Genomic DNA, 16,815 nt, shown 5'->3' with positions numbered 1-16,815 from the left:
GCCCAGGAACTCAACGGCCGACCACGCAAAACGCTCGGCTGGGATACCCCAGCCGAGCGCTTGCGTGATCTACTGAAAACCACATAGGTCATCAGGTGTTGCGAGGACCCGTTGAATCCGCCATCGGGAGCGGCCCTCGGCCTGCCTGTGCCCGCGACGGCGGACGGAACGCTGCTACGCGGCAGAGATGGCCGCGAGGATGTCTGCGAAGACGCGGAGGTCTTCGGGGGAGTGCCCCTTCAGCGCGACGCGCAGCCGCGACTTGTTCGCCTCGCGCACGTCGCGCGCGCGCTCGAGTCCGAGCGCGGTCGGAACGAGCACGCGGGCCCGCCCGTCGCGCTCGTCGGCTCGGCTCTCGACGAGCCCGAACTCCTCGAGCGTGCGCACCTGCCTGCTCACCGCGCTCTTGTCCATGTCAAACATCTGCGAGAGCACCTGCGCGTTGGTCTCGCCGAGGCGCACGATCGTTCCGAACAGCTTGTAGCCGGCCGGCTGCAGTTCGGGATGCACATGCTCCGCGGCCTCCTTCCACACGGCGCGGGACCGGTTGAAGAGCACCGACAACTGCTGCTCGACGTCGAGGATCGCCTCATCGACGGCGGCGTCCGCGGCGGAGTCCAGGCTCATGGTGGACATGTTACGAGGCATCCTCGTTCGTGCGCGCACGCTCGACGGTTCTGACCGAGCCCGTCGCGGCGGCGACGCGTTCGCGATCGCCCTCTTCGAACTGGCCGAAGGTCGACGGCGCGGATGCCCCGACCTCGGCCTCGGCGAGGTCGATGATCGCCTCGTCGGCCTCTTCCTGCAGCGACTGCGCGGCCGACTTGGTGGACAGGCGCTTGTTCGGCAGGAACGCGATCGCGATGAGCGAGAGCACGGCCAGGGGCACGGCGATCCAGAAGATATGCGCGATGCTGTCGGCGTACGACGCCTCGATGATCACGCGGATCGTGTCGGGCAGTTCGTCGACCTTCGGCACGGTGCCGCCGGCGAGGCCCTTCAGCGCCTCGATCTCGTCCGGCGTGGTGGGCACGTAGCCCTTGAAGCCGTCGGCGATGCCCGACTTGACCTGCGCGGCGAGCATCGAGCCCATCACGGTGACGCCGATGGTGCCGGCGATCGAGCGGAAGAAGTTCACGTTCGACGATGCCGCGCCCAGCTGCGAAACCGGAGTGTCGTTCTGCACGATGAGCGTGAGGTTCTGCATCACCATGCCCAGGCCCGCGCCGAGGACGAAGATGAACACGCTCACCCACACGAAGTCGGTGTCGTAGTGCAGGGTCGTGAGCAGGAACGTTCCGATGACCACGAGCACCGAGCCGACGAGCATGAAGCCCTTCCAGCGGCCGAACTTGCTGATCAGGGCGCCGATCACGATCGACGCGCCCATCTGGCCGATGATCATCGGGATCGTCATGAGGCCCGACTCGGTGGGGGATGCGGCGCGCGCGAGCTGGAAGTACTGCGCGAGGAACACGCTCGTGGCGAACATCGCCACGCCGATCGCGATGGAGGCGACCACGGCCAGGGCGAAGGTGCGGTTCTTGAACAGCGCCATCGGCACGATGGGCTCGGGCACGAAGAACTCCACGACGATGAACGCCACGATCGCGGCGATCGCGCCGCCGATCATGAGGAAGCTGGCGGTGGAGTCCCACGCGAAGCCGCCGGCCGCCTCGTCCTTGCCGCCCAGGGTGATCCAGACCAGGGCGAGCGACACGCCGACCGCCATGAGCACCGCGCCGAGGTAGTCGATCTTGACGGCCCGCTTGGGTGTGGCGGGCAGGTGCAGCGTGAACTGCAGCAGCACGAGGGCGATCACGGCGAGGGGGAGCGGAATGAAGAAGTTCGCGCGCCACCCGAAGGCGTCGGTGATGGCGCCGCCCAGGAGCGGGCCGCCGATGGTGCCGACGGCCATGATGCCGCCGACGACGCCCATGTACTTGCCGCGCTCGCGCGGCGAGATGATGAGGGCGACGATGATCATGACGAGCGACATGAGGCCGCCGACGCCGACGCCCTGGATGACGCGCACGGCGATGAGGGTCGTCGCGTCCTGCGCGAAGCCCGAGATGGCGGTGCCCAGCACGAACAGGATGATCGACAGCTGCAGCAGCACCTTGCGGTTCACGAGGTCGGCGAGCTTGCCCCAGATCGGGGTGGTGACGGCGGTCGCGAGCAGGCTCGAGGTGATGACCCAGGTGTAGGCGGACTGGTCGCCGCCGAGGTCGGCGACGATGCGGGGCATCGACGTCGAAACGACGGTGCCCGAGAGGACGGCCACGAACATCGTGACGATGAGGCCGGACAGCGCGACGAAGACTTCGCGTGTGGTGCGCTCGGTGTTCACCGGCGCAGACGTGTCGGACAGCTGCGACAAGGGGGGTTTCCTCCGATGCGGATAAGTTGATACCGGTCAACTATACGCAGATGGTTGCGTTACGTCAACTTTGGACAATGATCAACTAAATCCGAGGACGGATGCCCCGTCCCGGCGTCCCGCGGGGTGCTACGCGGGCGTGCGGGCAGTGGCGAACGTCGTGCGGCGGCGCAGCGCGAAGCCGAGCCGTTCGTAGATCGCGATGGCGGTGACATTCGTCGCCGCCGCGTGCATGAGGGCCCGGTCGCCGCGCTCCCGGATGTGGAACGCGACGTCGAGGACGAGGCGCGAGGCGAGCCCCTGGCCGCGGAAGCCCGCGTCGGTCGACACCGCGCTGATCTCGGTCCACCCCTCGGGGTGCAGCCGCTCTCCCGCCATCGCGATCAGGCGTCCGTCGCGCCGGATGCCGACGTAGCGGCCGAGCTCGTGGGTTCGGGGCCGGAACGGGCCGGGCTGGTTGCGCTCGACGATCGCGAGCATGTCGGCCGCGTCATCCGCGCCGAGCACGATCGTCTCGTCGTCGGGCCGCGGATCCAGCGCCGGGGTCTCGACCAACTGAACCCCCGCGCCGCGGCCGAGGACCTCCCACCCCGGCGGGAAGACGGGATCGGCACCCGAGTAGCCGAACTGCGCCCCGGGGCCGACGAGCTCGATCAGTGCGTCCCACACCCCGGGGTCGTCCCACGTGCGCACGGCGAGGAAGGGCGCGACGTCGTCCGGATACCTGCGCACGAGGTCGTTGCCGATGGCGAACCGCGCGTGCGGCCCGATCAGCGAATGCCACGCCGCGTTGTCGAGCACGAGAGCGTCGGCGTGGGGTGCGCTGGCGTCGGCCGACGACACGGCCCCGACGTCGAAGGAGGAGTGCGGCATCCGTTCAGCATCAGCGGATGCGCCGTCCCGCGCAACTTCACCCGTCACGCCGAGCAACGGGAGCGGGCACTCCTCACGCGTCGCGCAGGATGCGCGCGGTGGTGCGCGCGCAGAAGCGCAGGCTCTCGACCGGCACGCGCTCGTCAGCAGCGTGGAACTGCCCGAAGACGTCGAAGCCGTCGGGCACACGCAGCGGGACGAACCCGTAGCCGGCGATGCCGAGGCGGGCGAAGTGCTTGTTGTCGGTGCTCGCGGGCAGAAGATAGGGCACGACGAGCGACCCGGGGTCCTCGGCGTCGATCGCGCGCTGCAGCACCGCAAGCAGCGGGGAGTCGACGGGCGCCTCGGTCGCCGACCACCACCTGCCCCAGCGGATGTCGATGTCGTCGTCGACGAGGGCGCGCAGCTCAGCCTTGAGGTTCTCGTCCTGACCGGGCAGCACGCGGATGTCCAGGCGCGCGGTCGCCTCGGCGGGGATGATGTTCGTCTTGCCGCCCGCCTCGAGCACGGTGGGCGTCGCGGTGTTGCGCAGGCCCGCACTCACGAGGGGCGAGACCAGACCCAGCTCGCCGAGGTCGGCCTCGAGCGAGGCATCCGTGAAGGAAAGCCCTCGCACGCGCCCGAACTCGGCGAGGAAGGCCCGCAGGGCGGGTGTGCGCACGATCGGGAAGCGGTGCGCGCCGATCGCGGCGACCGCTCGCGCGAGCCGCACGACCGCGTTGTCGGCGGTCGGCCGGGACCCGTGACCGGCGCGGCCGCGCGCCGTCAGCGTCGCCCACGCGACGCCCTTCTCGCTCGTCGCGGCGAGGTACGCACGGCGCTCGCCGTCGAGGGGGACCGAGAACCCGCCGACCTCGCCCAAGGCCTCGGTGGCGCCCTCGAACAGGTCGGGACGGTTCTCGACGAGCCACCCCGCGCCCCACACGCCTCCGGCCTCCTCGTCGGCGAGGAACGCGAGGACCAGGTCGCGCTCGGGCACGATGCGCTCGCGCGCGAAGTGACGTGCGACGGCGAGGATCGCGCCGGCGAAGTCCTTCATGTCGACGGCGCCGCGGCCGTAGAGCCAGCCGTCTTCGATCTCGGCTCCGAACGGCGCATGCTCCCACTCCTGGCCCTCGACGGGAACCACGTCGAGGTGCGCGTGCACGACGAGCGCGCCGCGGGTGCGATCGCGTCCGGGAAGGCGGGCGATGACCGAAGCACGCCCCGCGCGAGGCTCGACGAGCTCGGAATCGATGCCGACCTCGGCGAGCTGCTCCTGCACGAAGCGCGCCGCCCGCGTCTCGCCGTCGCCGATCGTGGCGGCGACACCGGTGTTCACGCTGTCGATCCGGATGAGGGCGCGCGTGAGGTCGACGGCCTCGGATTCGAGCGTCGCGAGCGGCAGGTCTTCGGCGGGTCCGAGGGCGGGCATGCTTCGGAGCGTATGCCGGATGCCCCGCACCCGCGCAGTACGTGAGCACAGGCGGCGCCGATATGACCGAATGTGTCGCGGTCCAGGGGCGGCGCTGCGCCCGGCCCGCGCCCGAAGGGACGCCGCGGCATCGCACGTTCCGCGGGAACTGAGCCTTGCGATCGGTCGGGTCAGTTCGACTTGCGGCGTCGGGCGGCGACGATCGCGATCACGATCAGCACCACCCCGACCGCGAGCACGATCGGCCCGATCGTCGCCCACAGCGCGGAGCCGCTCATCGCCGATCCGCCCAGCACATTCACACCCTGCAGCGTCCACACCAGCCCGACGGCGGCCAGCGCCACGCCGGGAACGAGCAACGGCCAGATCCGCCTCATGGCGCCACGATACTGCGGATGCCGCGGCAGCGGTTCACGGACGCTGTTTGTGCCCCTGCTGCAGCAGACGGACCATCTCGGCGATGCGGACCGGCCGCTCGTCGGGTCGACGCTTGGTCGCATCGATCCACCGCAGCCACCCGGTGCGGTAGAACTGCGCGAGAGAGTCGAAGAAGGCCGCGGCGTCCGGGGCTGCCTCGAGCGCCGCGGCGACATCCGGCGCAAGGTCGGCTCGCTGCGGTCCCTCCGGCTCGAGGACCACCTCGACCTCGGCGCCGTCCGGCAGAGGCACAGGGCACCACGCCGGGCCGAGCACCATCACCGGTTCGCCGTCGCGCTCCTCGATGACCCCTCGCATCGGACGCTCGGCCACCGAACCCGCCACATGATGCCGCGGCTTGCCGCCCCAGACCTCGTTCGGGTCGAACGGGATCGACAAGCGCGTGCGCCCCTGCCCGTCCACGGTCACCACGGTGCGAAATGCGCGTCGCTCACCCACGCACACCAGCCTGCCAGCACTTCGGCGTGCGGTGTGGGGCGGGGCATCCGCCCTTCTCGTCTCGGCCGACGGGGCCGGGTCTACACTGCGGGGATGGCCGACGCGCCCGCGTACCGGATCTGGCCGCCCATCGCACTCGGTGCGCCGCTGCTGGCGGGGTGCGTCCTGAGCGCGACCGTCGGGGACCCGGTCGCACTGCCCGCCGCGATCTCGCGGATCGTCGCGATCGTGCTCATCACGGCCTTCGCGGCGTGGAACGGGTGGGCGCTGTGGCTCATGGCTCGCCATCGGACGGCGCTGCTGCCGGGCGGCTCGACCCAGAAGATCCTCGATCGGGGGCCGTTCCGAGTGAGCCGCAACCCGCTCTACCTCGGGCTGATCGCGCTCGACGTGGCGCTGGCGCTGCTGTGGCCCTCGTTCTGGGCGCTCGTGCTCGCGCCGATCGGCGTCGCGGCGCTGTGGTGGGGAGCGATCACACCCGAGGAACGCTATCTCAGCGCGAAGTTCGGCTCAGACTACGACGACTATCGCGCGAGGGTGCGGCGCTGGCTGTGAAAGAGCCCGAACAGGGCGCGGTGTACGATCGGCACGAAGGCACCAAGACCCAGCGCCTGCTCATTCGTCTGTGAACGGCGGCAGGAGAGATGCCTACGACAGCCGGTTCCGATCCGCTCGGCGAGGCCTTCGCGCTCGCGGCGGCAAGACTCACCGCCGCGGCCGGAGACGACCTGTGCTCGCCCCTGCGGGCGGCGATCTCGATACCCGGTGCGGTCGTGTCCACCCTCGGCTCACCCATGGGTTCGCAGACCGTGTGCGCGAGCACGACGCTCGGCGCCCGCATCGACGAGATTCAGATCGACCTCGGCGAGGGTCCGTCGTGGGAAGCCCTCCGCACGCGGCGGCCGGTCGCGGCATCCGACCTGCAAGCCGGTGGCGGAGCGCTGTGGCCCGGCGCATGGGACGCCTTTCGCGAACTCGAACTGGGCGCGCTGCACGCGTTCCCCCTCTTCGCCGGCTCCGTCGACATCGGGTCGATCTCGCTGTATTCGCCGGTCGCACGCGAACTGTCCAGCGACGAGATCGACGGGGTGACGGGGCTTGCCGCGATCGTCTCGGGCGTGCTGCTGCGCCGGGCGCTGGATCGTGCCGACGAGGTGGACGAACAGCCGGCGGACGGGCCGTACTCACGCCGAGAGGTGCATCAGGCGACGGGCATGGTCGCCGCCCGCAACGGGATCGGCGTCGACGACGCCCTGCTGCTGCTGCGCGGCCATGCGTACGCCGCGGGTCGGCCGGTGCGCGAGGTCGCCGCCGACGTGATCGCCCGCCGGATCGACCCGAGCCTGTGACCTGCTGAGGCCTAGGATGACGACATGACGGCGCTCACCCGCGAGCATCAGCTGCTGGGAACCTTCGTCGCACTGGCGGACTGCCTCGTCGACGACTTCGACGTCGTCGACGTGCTGCAGCGCCTGGTCGATGAGTGCATCGTGCTTTTCGACGCCTCGGCTGCCGGCATCCTGCTGCTGAGCCCCTCGAACCAGCTCGAGGTGATCGTCTCGACCAGCGAGCGCAGCGAACTGGTCGAGCTGATGCAGCTGAGGGTGGGTGCGGGCCCGTGCGTGGAGGCCGCGACGACCGGCGAGGTCGTCTCGGTGGGCGAGATCGATCAGATCGCCGACCGCTGGCCCGCTTTCGCGGCGGATGCCCGGGCCTCGGGCTTCTCGTCGATTCACGCGATCCCGCTGCGGCTGCGCGACTCGACACTCGGATCGCTCAACCTGTTCCGCGACGAGCCCGGGGCGCTCAACGCGCCCGACGCGACCGCCGCGCAAGCGCTGGCCGACATCGCCACCATCAGCATTCTGCAGCAGCGCCTGGTCGAGGAGTCCGAGCTTGCGCAGGCGCAGCTTCAGCGCGCGCTGGACAGCCGGGTCGTGATCGAGCAGGCCAAGGGCTACCTCGCGCAGCGGCAGGGCATCGACATGGATGAGGCGTTCGCCCGCATCCGCGGCCACGCCCGCTCGACGCAGACCCGCATTGGGCTCGTCGCGGCCGAAGTCATCGCGGGGCGGCTGGCGCTCTGAGACCCCGCTTGCGAGGCTGCGGGCGCTCGCGTCGCCCGCCGGCGCCCTCGCCGGAGGCATCCGGCTGTTCGCCGCCGCGACCCCGCCCGCGTCAGACGGACTGCCGCTGCTGCAGCATCGGGCACTCGAACGGATCGCGCTCGCCCAACCCAACGCGGTTGATGTAGCGGATGACGATCCCGTACGACTGCCACAGGCCCGTCTCGGTGTAGGTCACGCCGTGGTCCCGGCAGAACGCGGCGATCATGCCCGACGCCCGACGCAGGTGCGGCCGAGGCATCGACGGGAACAGGTGATGCTCGATCTGGTAGTTGAGCCCGCCCATCGCGGTGTCGAGCAGGCGGCTGCCGCGGACGTTGCGGCTCATCAGCACCTGACGGCGGAGGAAATCCAGCTTCGCATCGGCCGCAACCAGCGGCATCCCCTTGTGATTCGGTGCGAAGGCCATGCCCATGTAGACGCCGAACAGGCCCAGCTGAACCCCGAGGAACGCGAAGGCGATGCCCGGTGACAGCACCAGAAACACGAGGGTGAGGTATCCGACGATCCGCACCGCGAGGAAGGCGATCTCGACCGGACGCCGACGCAGCGGCTCTCGCGAGCACACCCGGCGCACGCTCGAGGCGTGCAGCGACAGGCCCTCGAGCAGCAGGATCGGGAAGAAGAACACGCCCTGGTGAGCGATCAGCCAGCGCAGCGGCCCGATGCGGCCGGCGCTGCGGCGGTCGGCCTGCTCCGGCACGAACGAGATGACGGGCAGGTCGAGGTCGGGATCGGTGCCGATCTTGTTGGGGTTGCCGTGATGGCGGGTGTGCTTGTGCTGCCACCAGCCATAGCTCATGCCCACGAGCAGGTTGCCGATGACGAGGCTGGTCCAGTCGTTCCATCGGCCGGAGCGGAAGATCTGCCGGTGCGCGGCGTCATGGCCGAGCATCGCGACCTGCGTGAAGACGACGGCCAGGACCGCAGCCGTGGCCAGCTGCCACCACGTGTCGCCGATGAAGAAGAAGACGGTGAGGATGCCGGCCAGCACGAGCGGGGCGGCGATGAGCTTCGTCCAGTAGTAGCCGTAGCGGCGACGCATGAGGCCGCTGGCGGTGACCAGCTGCGCCAGTTCGGTGAAGGGATTGGTCCCCTTCGGCGTCGTGCTTCGCACTGTCGACCTGATCGGCCCGGAAGAGATGACGGTCATTTCGCGACCCCCGGTCGTGTGGGGCGCGCACAGAGCGTGTCGCACCCGATGACGGGGTCTCGGCCATCTGGTGTCAGCGTATGCCCGTTGCCGGGTTCGCGCACCCGGCATGCCGCGAACTCACGGCTGGGACGCATGCGAATCGCAGGTTGCGAGGGTGCGCCGGCGGGCTGCTGATGAGACGGATGCTGCGCGCCCTCGTGACCCGGCGCCGCCGACGCGCGCGGCATCGGCCGAACCTGTGAGACGCACATGTTGGGGGCGTAACGTTCGGTCATGCAGACACAGACACGAACGCGCGGCGCCGACGCCGCGACCCTGGGCCTGGGATCGGTGCTGGTGGGTTCGTTGCCTGCGGCGCTGATGACAGACGACGCCCCCGAACGGTACACCGTGGAGGCGGTGTTCACCCGTCGCCCCGAACGCGACGAGGTGGCAGAGATTCTCGGAAGCAGCACCCGGCAGTTCCTCTCGAAGGCCGGGTACCCGACCGTAGAAGTGACCATCTCGGATCGCCGCCTCGAGATCGCGAACACCAACCTCGAAGAACTGCGCGACGGCCTGGCGAGCGTGCTCGCCGACCGGCTCGCGGCGATCGCCGAGGCAGTCCGGGCCCGGCAGGACGCCGCCGCTGCCCGATATGAAGATGCCGCCGCGACCGAGCAGCTGCGGGCCGCGGCTGTCGCAGCTCTCGCCGAGTCGGTCGCCTTCCGGTGCTCTACGGATGCCGTGGGCCCCGCGTTCCCGCCGGAATGGGCAGCCACCGACTCAGCCGATCGCGCCCAGATCGACGCATGGATGACCGAAGGCGGCCACGCACGCTGACCTGCTCGTGCGGAACGAAGATCTGCTCCGCCCGATGACGGCGGCGCAGGTGAAGGAGGGGCTCTCATGCCTACCTGGTGGGAGCAGCTGCTTCACCTGACGACAGGTCGCGTCGACCGTCACACCGGCCTGCCGGATCTTCGGCCGCTGCCGTCGCGGCGCGTAGCGCTCGAACGAACGCACTACCTCGTGAACGACCGCGAACGCCTGGGCCAGGAGCGCCGGCTGTACGTGCTGCGTCGCGAACCCACTTCCCGTCGCAACCCGACCGGCATCGCCGTCTTCTCGAATGGCCGCACCGTCGGCTACCTGCCCGACCGCATCGCGACCGACCTCGCACCCCTGCTCGACTCGCTCGGCGGCGCCGCCGTCGTCAACGGCGCGGGCACGCTGCTGGGGAGCATGCGGCTGCGGGTCGACGTGCCCACCGATGAAGCGTTGCGGGAGTTCGTGGGGGCGCGGGTGGAGGGGTGAGGTCGCAGCGGCCGCGGTGAACGGTGCGGCGGCGCGAGTCGATGTCGGTCCGCGCAACACGGGCACCTCGCGACCAGAATGCTGGTGCACGTCGGAACGCGGCGAGTCTCACATGCTCCGGCGCGGAGGTCGGAGGTCGATCGTCGGCACGGTCTCGCCGTGGACGCCGGTGAGTCCATTCACGCGGTGTCATTTCCTGCGGAGCCCTCGTCGTCGTTGACGAAGTGAGTGGCCACCGTGGGACACCCCGCTGTTTCCGCCAAGAAGCAAGGAAGTGATCCCGCGATGACCCAGCGGCTTGCGCACGCATCGTGAAGTCCTGTCCTCGCGCGTGATGCTGTCCAGCCGAACCCCCTGCACGCCGTGCCCCTGATACGGTCGCAGTCGTGACAAGAGAGCTAGTTCAAGAGGCACTGAAGGAGTTCGTCCGAGAGCGCGACTGGGCTCAGTTCCACACTCCGGCGAACCTCGCGAAGAGCATCGCGATCGAGGCCGGGGAACTGCTCGAGTGCTTCCAATGGAACGACGACGGTGACGAGATGCGCGTCCGCGAGGAGCTCGCCGATGTGGTGACCTATTGCACGCTGCTCGCCGGGCGCCTGGGCCTCGATCTCGACGAGATCGTGCTCGAGAAGCTCGCCGTGACGCGTGAAAAGTATCCTGCAGACCGATCGAAGGGGCGGAGCACGAAGTATGACGCCCTTTGAGATCGAGCGCTTCGACTTCACCTCGCCCGCGATCTCGAACTGGGCATCTGGCGACGAACGGCGTAGGAACTGGCCGGTCGTCTACGTGCTCGACGGCGCAGATTCGCCGGGTGCGGCATCCGTCTATGTCGGAGAGACGGTCAACGCGGCGGCCCGCATGCGTCAGCACCTCGCAAACCCGGCCAAGTCCGTGTTCCGCAGCGTGCGGGTGGTGATCGATGAGACCTTCAACAAATCCGCCTGCCTCGATCTGGAGTCGCACCTGATCCGATGGCTCGCCGGCGACGGCCAGTTCGCGGTGATGAACGGCAACGAGGGCATCATCGACGCGCGCTACTACGAGCGCGCCCTCTACCGGGAGAGCTTTCGCGAGATCTTCGACAAGCTCAGGTCGGAAGGGATCTTCCAGCGCAGCATCCCCGAGATCGAGAACAGCGACCTGTTCAAGCTCTCGCCGTTCAAGGTGCTCACGCCCGAGCAGGCGATCGCTGTCGAAGACATTGTCGAGGGCCTTCTCGAAGACCTCGCGACGGATGCTCCGTCCGCGAGTGTGATCGAAGGTCACCCCGGGACCGGCAAGACGATCGTCGCGATCTTCCTGATGAAGCTGCTCGCCGACATCCGCGACCATGAGGATGCGGACGAGGTCGAGCCCGACGCGATGTTCGCCGAGTTCTTCGTGCCTGAGAGTCGGGCGCTGCTCGAGGGTCTGCGGATCGGGTTCGTTGTTCCTCAGCAATCGCTGCGGGAGTCGATCAAGCGGGTGTTCAAGAAGACGCCGAAGGTCGCCCCGGCGCAGATCCTCACGCCGTTCGATGTCGGTGCGTCCGACCAGCGGTGGGACCTGCTGATCGTCGATGAGACGCATCGATTGAATCAGCGGGCGAACCAGTCATCCGGCGTGAACAACCAGCGGTTCGTGAAGATCAACGAGAAGCTGTTCGGTGCCGACGATCCCTCGTTGACTCAGCTGGACTGGATCCGGGCGCAGAGCCGGCACCAGATCTACCTGCTGGATGCGGAGCAGACCGTGCGGCCCGCAGATCTTCCGCAGACGGTGCTTCGGGCACTCGCGGACGAAGCCAGATCGACACACCGCAGATACTCGCTGTCCACGCAGATGCGCGTGCGTGCAGGGGCGGACTATGTCGAGTTCGTGCGGGGTCTGCTGCGGGGCGAAGGCGGCCCGCCGAAGCGCCCGGACTTCGGCGACTACGACCTTCGGCTATTCGATGATCTCGTGGCAATGCAGCGCGAGGTCATCGCTCGGAACGCGGAGCACGGGCTCGCGCGCCTCGTCGCAGGCTATGCCTGGGAGTGGAGGAGCAAGGGCGACAAGACCGCGTTCGATATTGAGCTGGATGGTCTGCAGTTGCGGTGGAACAGTCAGATCAAAGACTGGATCAACAGCGCAGGTTCGATCGATGAGGTGGGCTCGATCCACACCGTGCAGGGGTATGACCTCAACTATGCGGGTGTCATCATCGGCAACGACCTCCGCTACGACTCCGAATCGCGTCGCCTGTATGTCGATCGTGACTCATACCGGGATGCGAAGGGCAAGGAGAACAACAAGCAGCTCGGCATCGTGTACTCCGACGCCGACCTGCTCGAGTTCATCCGCAACATCTACGGAGTTCTGCTGACGCGGGGGATTCGTGGCACGTACGTGTACGTGTGCGACCCGGCGCTTCGCGAGTACGTCGCCGATGCAGTTCGACTGCGTGCTTCTGCCGCCCAATGAAATTCAGTCGGCCGAGCCGACGGGAGAGCTCGGCCAGCAAAGCGGGCGAAGCAAGCCACCGGGTGTTCCAGACGATGTCGAGGCCGGTGAGCGCGATGTCACGCAGGCCCTCCACCACCACGGGCCGATAGAAGTACGGTCCCCGCCTGCCTCTGCCTGACATCTCGAGCGTCTGCGCATTATCCGATACGACCAGCGAGTGGTACTCGCGCCCCTCGCGAAAGGCGGCGTAGTCGCGATCGGGTGAGTCGATCTCCACGAGCAGCGAGCCGTCGACACTCAGAAGAATCGTGCGACGGGGCATCCTGCAAGGCTCTTGGGCGCAACCCTGGCGCGGTCTCCGTAGGTATCATCCACGTTAAGCGGTATAAAGTTGATGAATAACGGATCGCAGCACCCTTAGGAGGCGGCGTGGCCAATTTCGTCGAACGACTCTGGGCTCCTGGTGAGCACGGGCAGCTGAGCCGCCGTGATCGCGCGCCGGGTCGATATCTCGCATACGTGCCCGACGAACTGGGCGTTGCGCTCCCTCGACTCGGCGACGAGGCGCGCGCCGCTGCGGAGGACGCGTTGGCCGTGCTCGCTCGGGCTGACGAGCGCATCGGTCAACGATCCGCTTATCTCAATCACCTTCTGATCCGGTCCGAGAGCATCTCGTCATCGTGGATCGAAGGCAACCGTGTGACTCCGAAGCGCTTGGCGATCGCCGAGGCTCTCGAGCACGGCCCCCGAGTCGCGCTCGACGTCATCGACAACGTCCGCGCCACAGAGGATGCCGTCGCCGCCCTCGCAGACCGCACCCGTTCGATCACGACCGTCGACATCGAGGACCTCCAGCACGTCATCGAGCCATCCCTCGAGCGCGGGCTTCGCACCGAACAGAACTGGGTCGGCGGAACAGGCTGGAGCCCTCTGCGCGCCGAGTTCGTTCCTCCGCCAGAATCCGAAGTTCCTCGGCTCGTGGCCGATCTCGCCGCGTTCCTCACCGAGACGTCGGGAAACGCCGTGGTCCGCGCTGCGATCGCACACGCACAGTTCGAGACCATCCACCCGTTCATCGACGGAAACGGTCGCACCGGGCGCGCACTGATCCACACGGTGCTGCGGCGCGCCGATGCGCTGCGGAATGTCCTGATCCCGATCAGCACGGTGTTCGCCGGCGACACCGACACGTACATCGCGGGCCTCACGGCGTTCCGCGCTGACCCGCCGCGACTCGACGAATGGGTCATCTCATTCGCGCGCGCGACGGAACTCGCGGCCGGCAATGCGGTCAGGCTGGCCGAGGACGTCGCCGCGCTGGAGCAGCAGACGCTCGACGACCTCATCGCCTACCGCCGCGCACACGAACTGACGCCGGCGGTTCCGCGACGCGACGCTGTCGTCCTCCGCATCCTGGCCGCGCTCGCCACCGAGCCGGTGCTGACGATCGACGGTGTGGCGCGCAACCACAACGTATCCACCACGGCGGCACACCGCGCACTGAAGGAACTCGAGGATGCCGGCATCCTCGGCCGCACGAAAGATCAGCGCGGTCGCCTTGTCTGCTGGGCCGCCGATCGTCAGCTTGCGCTCGTCGCACTCACCGAGCGCAGCAACCGCGTCGGAGCCGGTGACACAGCCAAGAGAGTGCCCAGCGCCGGTCCGCCTCGCCCCGAGTCAGCACGGGTCGGCTCCCTTCGGCCTGCGGGCGACCATTGAACGCATCCGGTCAGATCAGACGCGACGCCGGGAGTCAAAACCCGCACACAGCTCGGAGGCGAGTTGGGTGCGCCGCGGGCAGCCGGCCGACGGCTGGTCCGGCGTCGTTTGATCCGAGGAGCCTCGGCCAGCTCCGGTCGAAGGGGTTAGGGCTGGGATCACGCTTCAAGAACGCACGATCTGCGTGAGGTTCTATCGCAGCGCCCGCAGATACCGGCGCCGCGCGACGACCTGCGCGATCCGCAGGACGGGGTAGAGCGCCCGCCACGGTTGGGCGGATGTAGGCGCGGTGAGCGAGCGGACCGTGAGGAACACGTCGTCGCCGTCGCGGTGCACGATGAACGCCTCCTCGCCGGTGACAGGATGCCCCGGAAGGGTTCGGTACGCGAAGCCGACTCGCGTGGCAGTCTCGATGACGGATGCCACTTCCACGGGCTCGCGGACGGTGACGCCGAGCAGTCGGGCCGTGATCGCAAGCTGCTGGCCAGGCGTCACCGGGTGCAGGTCTTCGACGGTGAATCCGCTGCGCGTCTTCACCTTCCACCGGAGCACATCGTGCGTCGCGCGATCCCAGACCTCGTCACCGTGCCCGATGAGCGCCGAGACCTCGGAGCGGCGGAATGGGGCAGACTCGTCCGCGGCCCACGCGGGCGACTGCGGGTGCGTGCACGGCGTGGCGTCGAGCGACGCCAGGAGGTGGTGGTTGCGTCGGCGGATCAGTCGGCGCAGGTACGGCACGAGCACGATCCGCTCCGCCAGCCATCCGAAGACCGGCGATGCGAACGTCAGGGTGTCGATCATGACGGTCGAGTCGCCGTCGCGCGTGAAGGTGTGCTCATGACGGAAGGTGCGAAACGGCCCGCGGACCTGTTCGTCCACGAACCTGCCCGGTCGTTCGAGGCTGGTGATCCGCGACGTCATCGTGAACCAGACTCCGAAGTGGCGTGCTCGCCAGGTCACACTCTCGCCGAGCGAGATCGCTCCGGCGGTGACGCCCGCGACGGCGCGCTCGCCGGAGTGCGCCATAGAGGCGACGTGCTCGTCGATGCTCAGGCTCGCGTCGAACAACTGCTCCATCGGCGCCATCGCTCGGGTGACGAGAGTGAAAGAGCTGGGCACCCGTTGATCCTCTCAGAGCGCCGAGGAGGTCGTTGATCGCTGCGCGATGCGTCCGTTCCTGGGCCGTTGCGTCGCGTGAACGTTCACGGAGTGGCGCGGCATTCTTCACTCCGCCCCCGCCGACGGGCTTTGGTGCGCGGAATCGGGCCCCCCGTCGGTCCAGGTTCGAAGCGCCTGGATCGACTGTTCGTCCAGGCCTCGCAGGAGGAGGCTCTTGGGCGCAACCCTGGCGCGTGTGCAGGCGTGCTCAAGACATGTGCCGACCACGCAGGGCGAGAGGGTCGACGGTCCTGACCATCGGTATAACGGACAATAACATCAGCTATATGAGAACCGAGGCGCCGCTCCTCGCTCCGATTTTCCGGTCGGATGGATAGGCGCGCCTGCTGTCTGTGATCCTGCTCGGCGCCGACGAACTGAGCCTGACCGATATAGCTGCCCGGGCAGAGCTCGCCTATCCGACCGCTCACCGCGAGGTCGCGCGGTTGCTGGATGCCGGCATCCTCGTCGAGCGAAACGTCGGGCCAACGCGGCTGCTGTCCGCGAATCCGGACAGTGCGCTCGTCCCTCCCTTGTGGGACATCCTTCAGATCGTCGCAGGTCCGGTCATCCTGCTCTCCCGCGAGCTCGCCCGCATAGACGGGATCGAGTCGGTGTTCTTGTATGGATCGTTCGCGGCGCGGTTGCGAGGCGTTGACGGTCCGGAACCGAACGACATCGACGTGATGGTGATCGGAACGCCCGACGCTGAGCTCGTCTATCAGGCCTGCGATCGGATCGAAGAGTCGGTGCACCGCCCGGTGAACGCGACGATTCTGACGCGCGCTGAGTCGGCGATCGACTCGGGCTTCCTCGACCGGGTGCGCTCAAACCCCACGGTGCCGATCATCGGAGACCTTCCGTGGCCGTGACACCGCTGACCGAAACGCAGCAAAGAGGCCGCCGACGCCCTGGTGTCTGCGCGCCGCCTCGACAATGCCACGCCTGACCCGGCACGCGCTGCTGCGTCTCTCGCGGCGGCGCGTGCGGATCGGCCAGCTTCCGCTGCTCACCAGCGTGGTCGTCGCGTACGACCTCGCATATGACGCCGCGCACGACGTCGGCGAAGCACTGCTCGCCGCCCACGGATACCGCAGCCGCAACGGCGCAGGCCAGCACGAAGCGCTCGGACGATACTTGCGCGCCGTTCTTGACTCGCCGCCGGGTGATCGCGCCGCGAGGCGCTTCGATCGGCTGCGCCGTGCTCGGAACAAGAGCCACTACGACGCGATCCCGCTGGGCTCCGCGGAGGCGGCGCTCGCGCGGCAGACTGCGCAAGAGCTTCATGCCGCTGCTCTCGCACGCGGGATCGGCACATGACGTGCGGGACCTGTACACGGACCTACTCACGATGACCTCGACATCGGATCGGCATCACTGAGCG

The 16,815-nt window shown here is 68.4% G+C and carries 18 protein-coding genes and 1 pseudogene; 10 read left to right on the top strand and 9 right to left on the bottom strand.

What is annotated here, in order from left to right:
* Positions 1-174: 174 nt before the first annotated feature.
* From AB1K54_RS14640 to AB1K54_RS14615, 6 genes are all read right to left on the bottom strand, one after another.
* Positions 175-627 carry a MarR family winged helix-turn-helix transcriptional regulator gene (locus tag AB1K54_RS14640; RefSeq protein ID WP_371203495.1) on the bottom strand — a complete coding sequence of 151 codons (453 nt, stop codon included), beginning with the start codon at positions 625-627 and terminating at the stop codon, positions 175-177.
* Between the two features lie 10 nt (positions 628-637).
* Positions 638-2,371: an MDR family MFS transporter gene (locus tag AB1K54_RS14635; protein ID WP_371203499.1), complete on the bottom strand. Its 1,734-nt coding sequence runs from the start codon at positions 2,369-2,371 to the stop codon at positions 638-640.
* A gap of 138 nt (positions 2,372-2,509) precedes the next feature.
* Positions 2,510-3,253, bottom strand: coding sequence for a GNAT family N-acetyltransferase (locus tag AB1K54_RS14630; RefSeq protein WP_371203494.1), 744 nt, complete (start codon positions 3,251-3,253; stop codon positions 2,510-2,512).
* A 73-nt stretch (positions 3,254-3,326) separates the two neighbouring features.
* Positions 3,327-4,667, bottom strand: coding sequence for a M20/M25/M40 family metallo-hydrolase (locus AB1K54_RS14625; RefSeq protein ID WP_371203493.1), 1,341 nt, complete (start codon positions 4,665-4,667; stop codon positions 3,327-3,329).
* A gap of 170 nt (positions 4,668-4,837) precedes the next feature.
* A complete protein-coding gene (locus tag AB1K54_RS14620) occupies positions 4,838-5,044 on the bottom strand; it encodes a hypothetical protein (RefSeq protein WP_371203492.1) in 207 nt (68 codons plus the stop codon).
* A 34-nt stretch (positions 5,045-5,078) separates the two neighbouring features.
* Positions 5,079-5,543, bottom strand: coding sequence for a YdeI/OmpD-associated family protein (locus AB1K54_RS14615; RefSeq protein WP_371203491.1), 465 nt, complete (start codon positions 5,541-5,543; stop codon positions 5,079-5,081).
* Positions 5,544-5,636: 93 nt separating this feature from the next.
* Between AB1K54_RS14615 and AB1K54_RS14610 the strand changes: the two genes are divergently transcribed.
* The 3 genes from AB1K54_RS14610 (at position 5,637) to AB1K54_RS14600 (ending at position 7,630) form a co-directional block, all read left to right on the top strand.
* Positions 5,637-6,098 (top strand): isoprenylcysteine carboxylmethyltransferase family protein, encoded by a 462-nt coding sequence (locus AB1K54_RS14610; RefSeq protein ID WP_371203490.1) that lies wholly within the window; start codon positions 5,637-5,639, stop codon positions 6,096-6,098.
* An 89-nt stretch (positions 6,099-6,187) separates the two neighbouring features.
* Complete coding sequence (locus AB1K54_RS14605) at positions 6,188-6,892, top strand: GAF and ANTAR domain-containing protein (protein WP_371203489.1); 705 nt, start codon at positions 6,188-6,190, stop codon at positions 6,890-6,892.
* A 24-nt stretch (positions 6,893-6,916) separates the two neighbouring features.
* On the top strand, positions 6,917-7,630 hold the full coding sequence (locus AB1K54_RS14600; RefSeq protein ID WP_371203488.1) for an ANTAR domain-containing protein: 714 nt from the start codon (positions 6,917-6,919) through the stop codon (positions 7,628-7,630).
* A gap of 91 nt (positions 7,631-7,721) precedes the next feature.
* Here AB1K54_RS14600 and AB1K54_RS14595 read toward each other — a convergent pair whose 3' ends face one another.
* Positions 7,722-8,822 carry a fatty acid desaturase gene (locus tag AB1K54_RS14595; protein WP_371203487.1) on the bottom strand — a complete coding sequence of 367 codons (1,101 nt, stop codon included), beginning with the start codon at positions 8,820-8,822 and terminating at the stop codon, positions 7,722-7,724.
* Between the two features lie 276 nt (positions 8,823-9,098).
* Between AB1K54_RS14595 and AB1K54_RS14590 the strand changes: the two genes are divergently transcribed.
* From AB1K54_RS14590 to AB1K54_RS14570, 5 genes are all read left to right on the top strand, one after another.
* Positions 9,099-9,647: a hypothetical protein gene (locus AB1K54_RS14590; protein ID WP_371203486.1), complete on the top strand. Its 549-nt coding sequence runs from the start codon at positions 9,099-9,101 to the stop codon at positions 9,645-9,647.
* A gap of 66 nt (positions 9,648-9,713) precedes the next feature.
* Positions 9,714-10,121 carry an HIRAN domain-containing protein gene (locus AB1K54_RS14585; RefSeq protein WP_371203485.1) on the top strand — a complete coding sequence of 136 codons (408 nt, stop codon included), beginning with the start codon at positions 9,714-9,716 and terminating at the stop codon, positions 10,119-10,121.
* 386 nt (positions 10,122-10,507) lie between these two features.
* On the top strand, positions 10,508-10,828 hold the full coding sequence (locus AB1K54_RS14580; protein WP_371203484.1) for a nucleotide pyrophosphohydrolase: 321 nt from the start codon (positions 10,508-10,510) through the stop codon (positions 10,826-10,828).
* Positions 10,815-12,572, top strand: a complete 1,758-nt coding sequence (locus AB1K54_RS14575; protein WP_371203483.1) for a DNA/RNA helicase domain-containing protein — start codon at positions 10,815-10,817, stop codon at positions 12,570-12,572. The genes AB1K54_RS14580 and AB1K54_RS14575 overlap by 14 nt, the downstream gene beginning before the upstream one ends.
* A gap of 411 nt (positions 12,573-12,983) precedes the next feature.
* Positions 12,984-14,273, top strand: a complete 1,290-nt coding sequence (locus AB1K54_RS14570) for a Fic family protein (protein ID WP_371203482.1) — start codon at positions 12,984-12,986, stop codon at positions 14,271-14,273.
* Between the two features lie 192 nt (positions 14,274-14,465).
* Here AB1K54_RS14570 and AB1K54_RS14565 read toward each other — a convergent pair whose 3' ends face one another.
* Both AB1K54_RS14565 and AB1K54_RS14560 read right to left on the bottom strand, forming a co-directional pair.
* Positions 14,466-14,966, bottom strand: coding sequence for a DUF1990 family protein (locus tag AB1K54_RS14565; protein WP_371203498.1), 501 nt, complete (start codon positions 14,964-14,966; stop codon positions 14,466-14,468).
* Positions 14,946-15,392 (bottom strand): annotated as a pseudogene (locus tag AB1K54_RS14560) (cyclase); the annotation flags it as partial. The pseudogene AB1K54_RS14560 and the gene AB1K54_RS14565, both read right to left, overlap by 21 nt.
* A 392-nt stretch (positions 15,393-15,784) precedes the next feature.
* On the opposite strand from AB1K54_RS14560, the gene AB1K54_RS14555 reads away from it, so the two are divergent.
* Both AB1K54_RS14555 and AB1K54_RS14550 read left to right on the top strand, forming a co-directional pair.
* Positions 15,785-16,303: an ArsR family transcriptional regulator gene (locus tag AB1K54_RS14555; RefSeq protein WP_371203481.1), complete on the top strand. Its 519-nt coding sequence runs from the start codon at positions 15,785-15,787 to the stop codon at positions 16,301-16,303.
* 64 nt (positions 16,304-16,367) lie between these two features.
* Positions 16,368-16,751, top strand: a complete 384-nt coding sequence (locus AB1K54_RS14550; protein WP_371203480.1) for a hypothetical protein — start codon at positions 16,368-16,370, stop codon at positions 16,749-16,751.
* Positions 16,752-16,815 lie beyond the last annotated feature (64 nt).

This window comes from Microbacterium sp. BWT-B31, from assembly GCF_041379855.1.
Taxonomy (GTDB): domain Bacteria; phylum Actinomycetota; class Actinomycetes; order Actinomycetales; family Microbacteriaceae; genus Microbacterium.
This window is presented reverse-complemented; position numbering and strand designations above follow the sequence as displayed.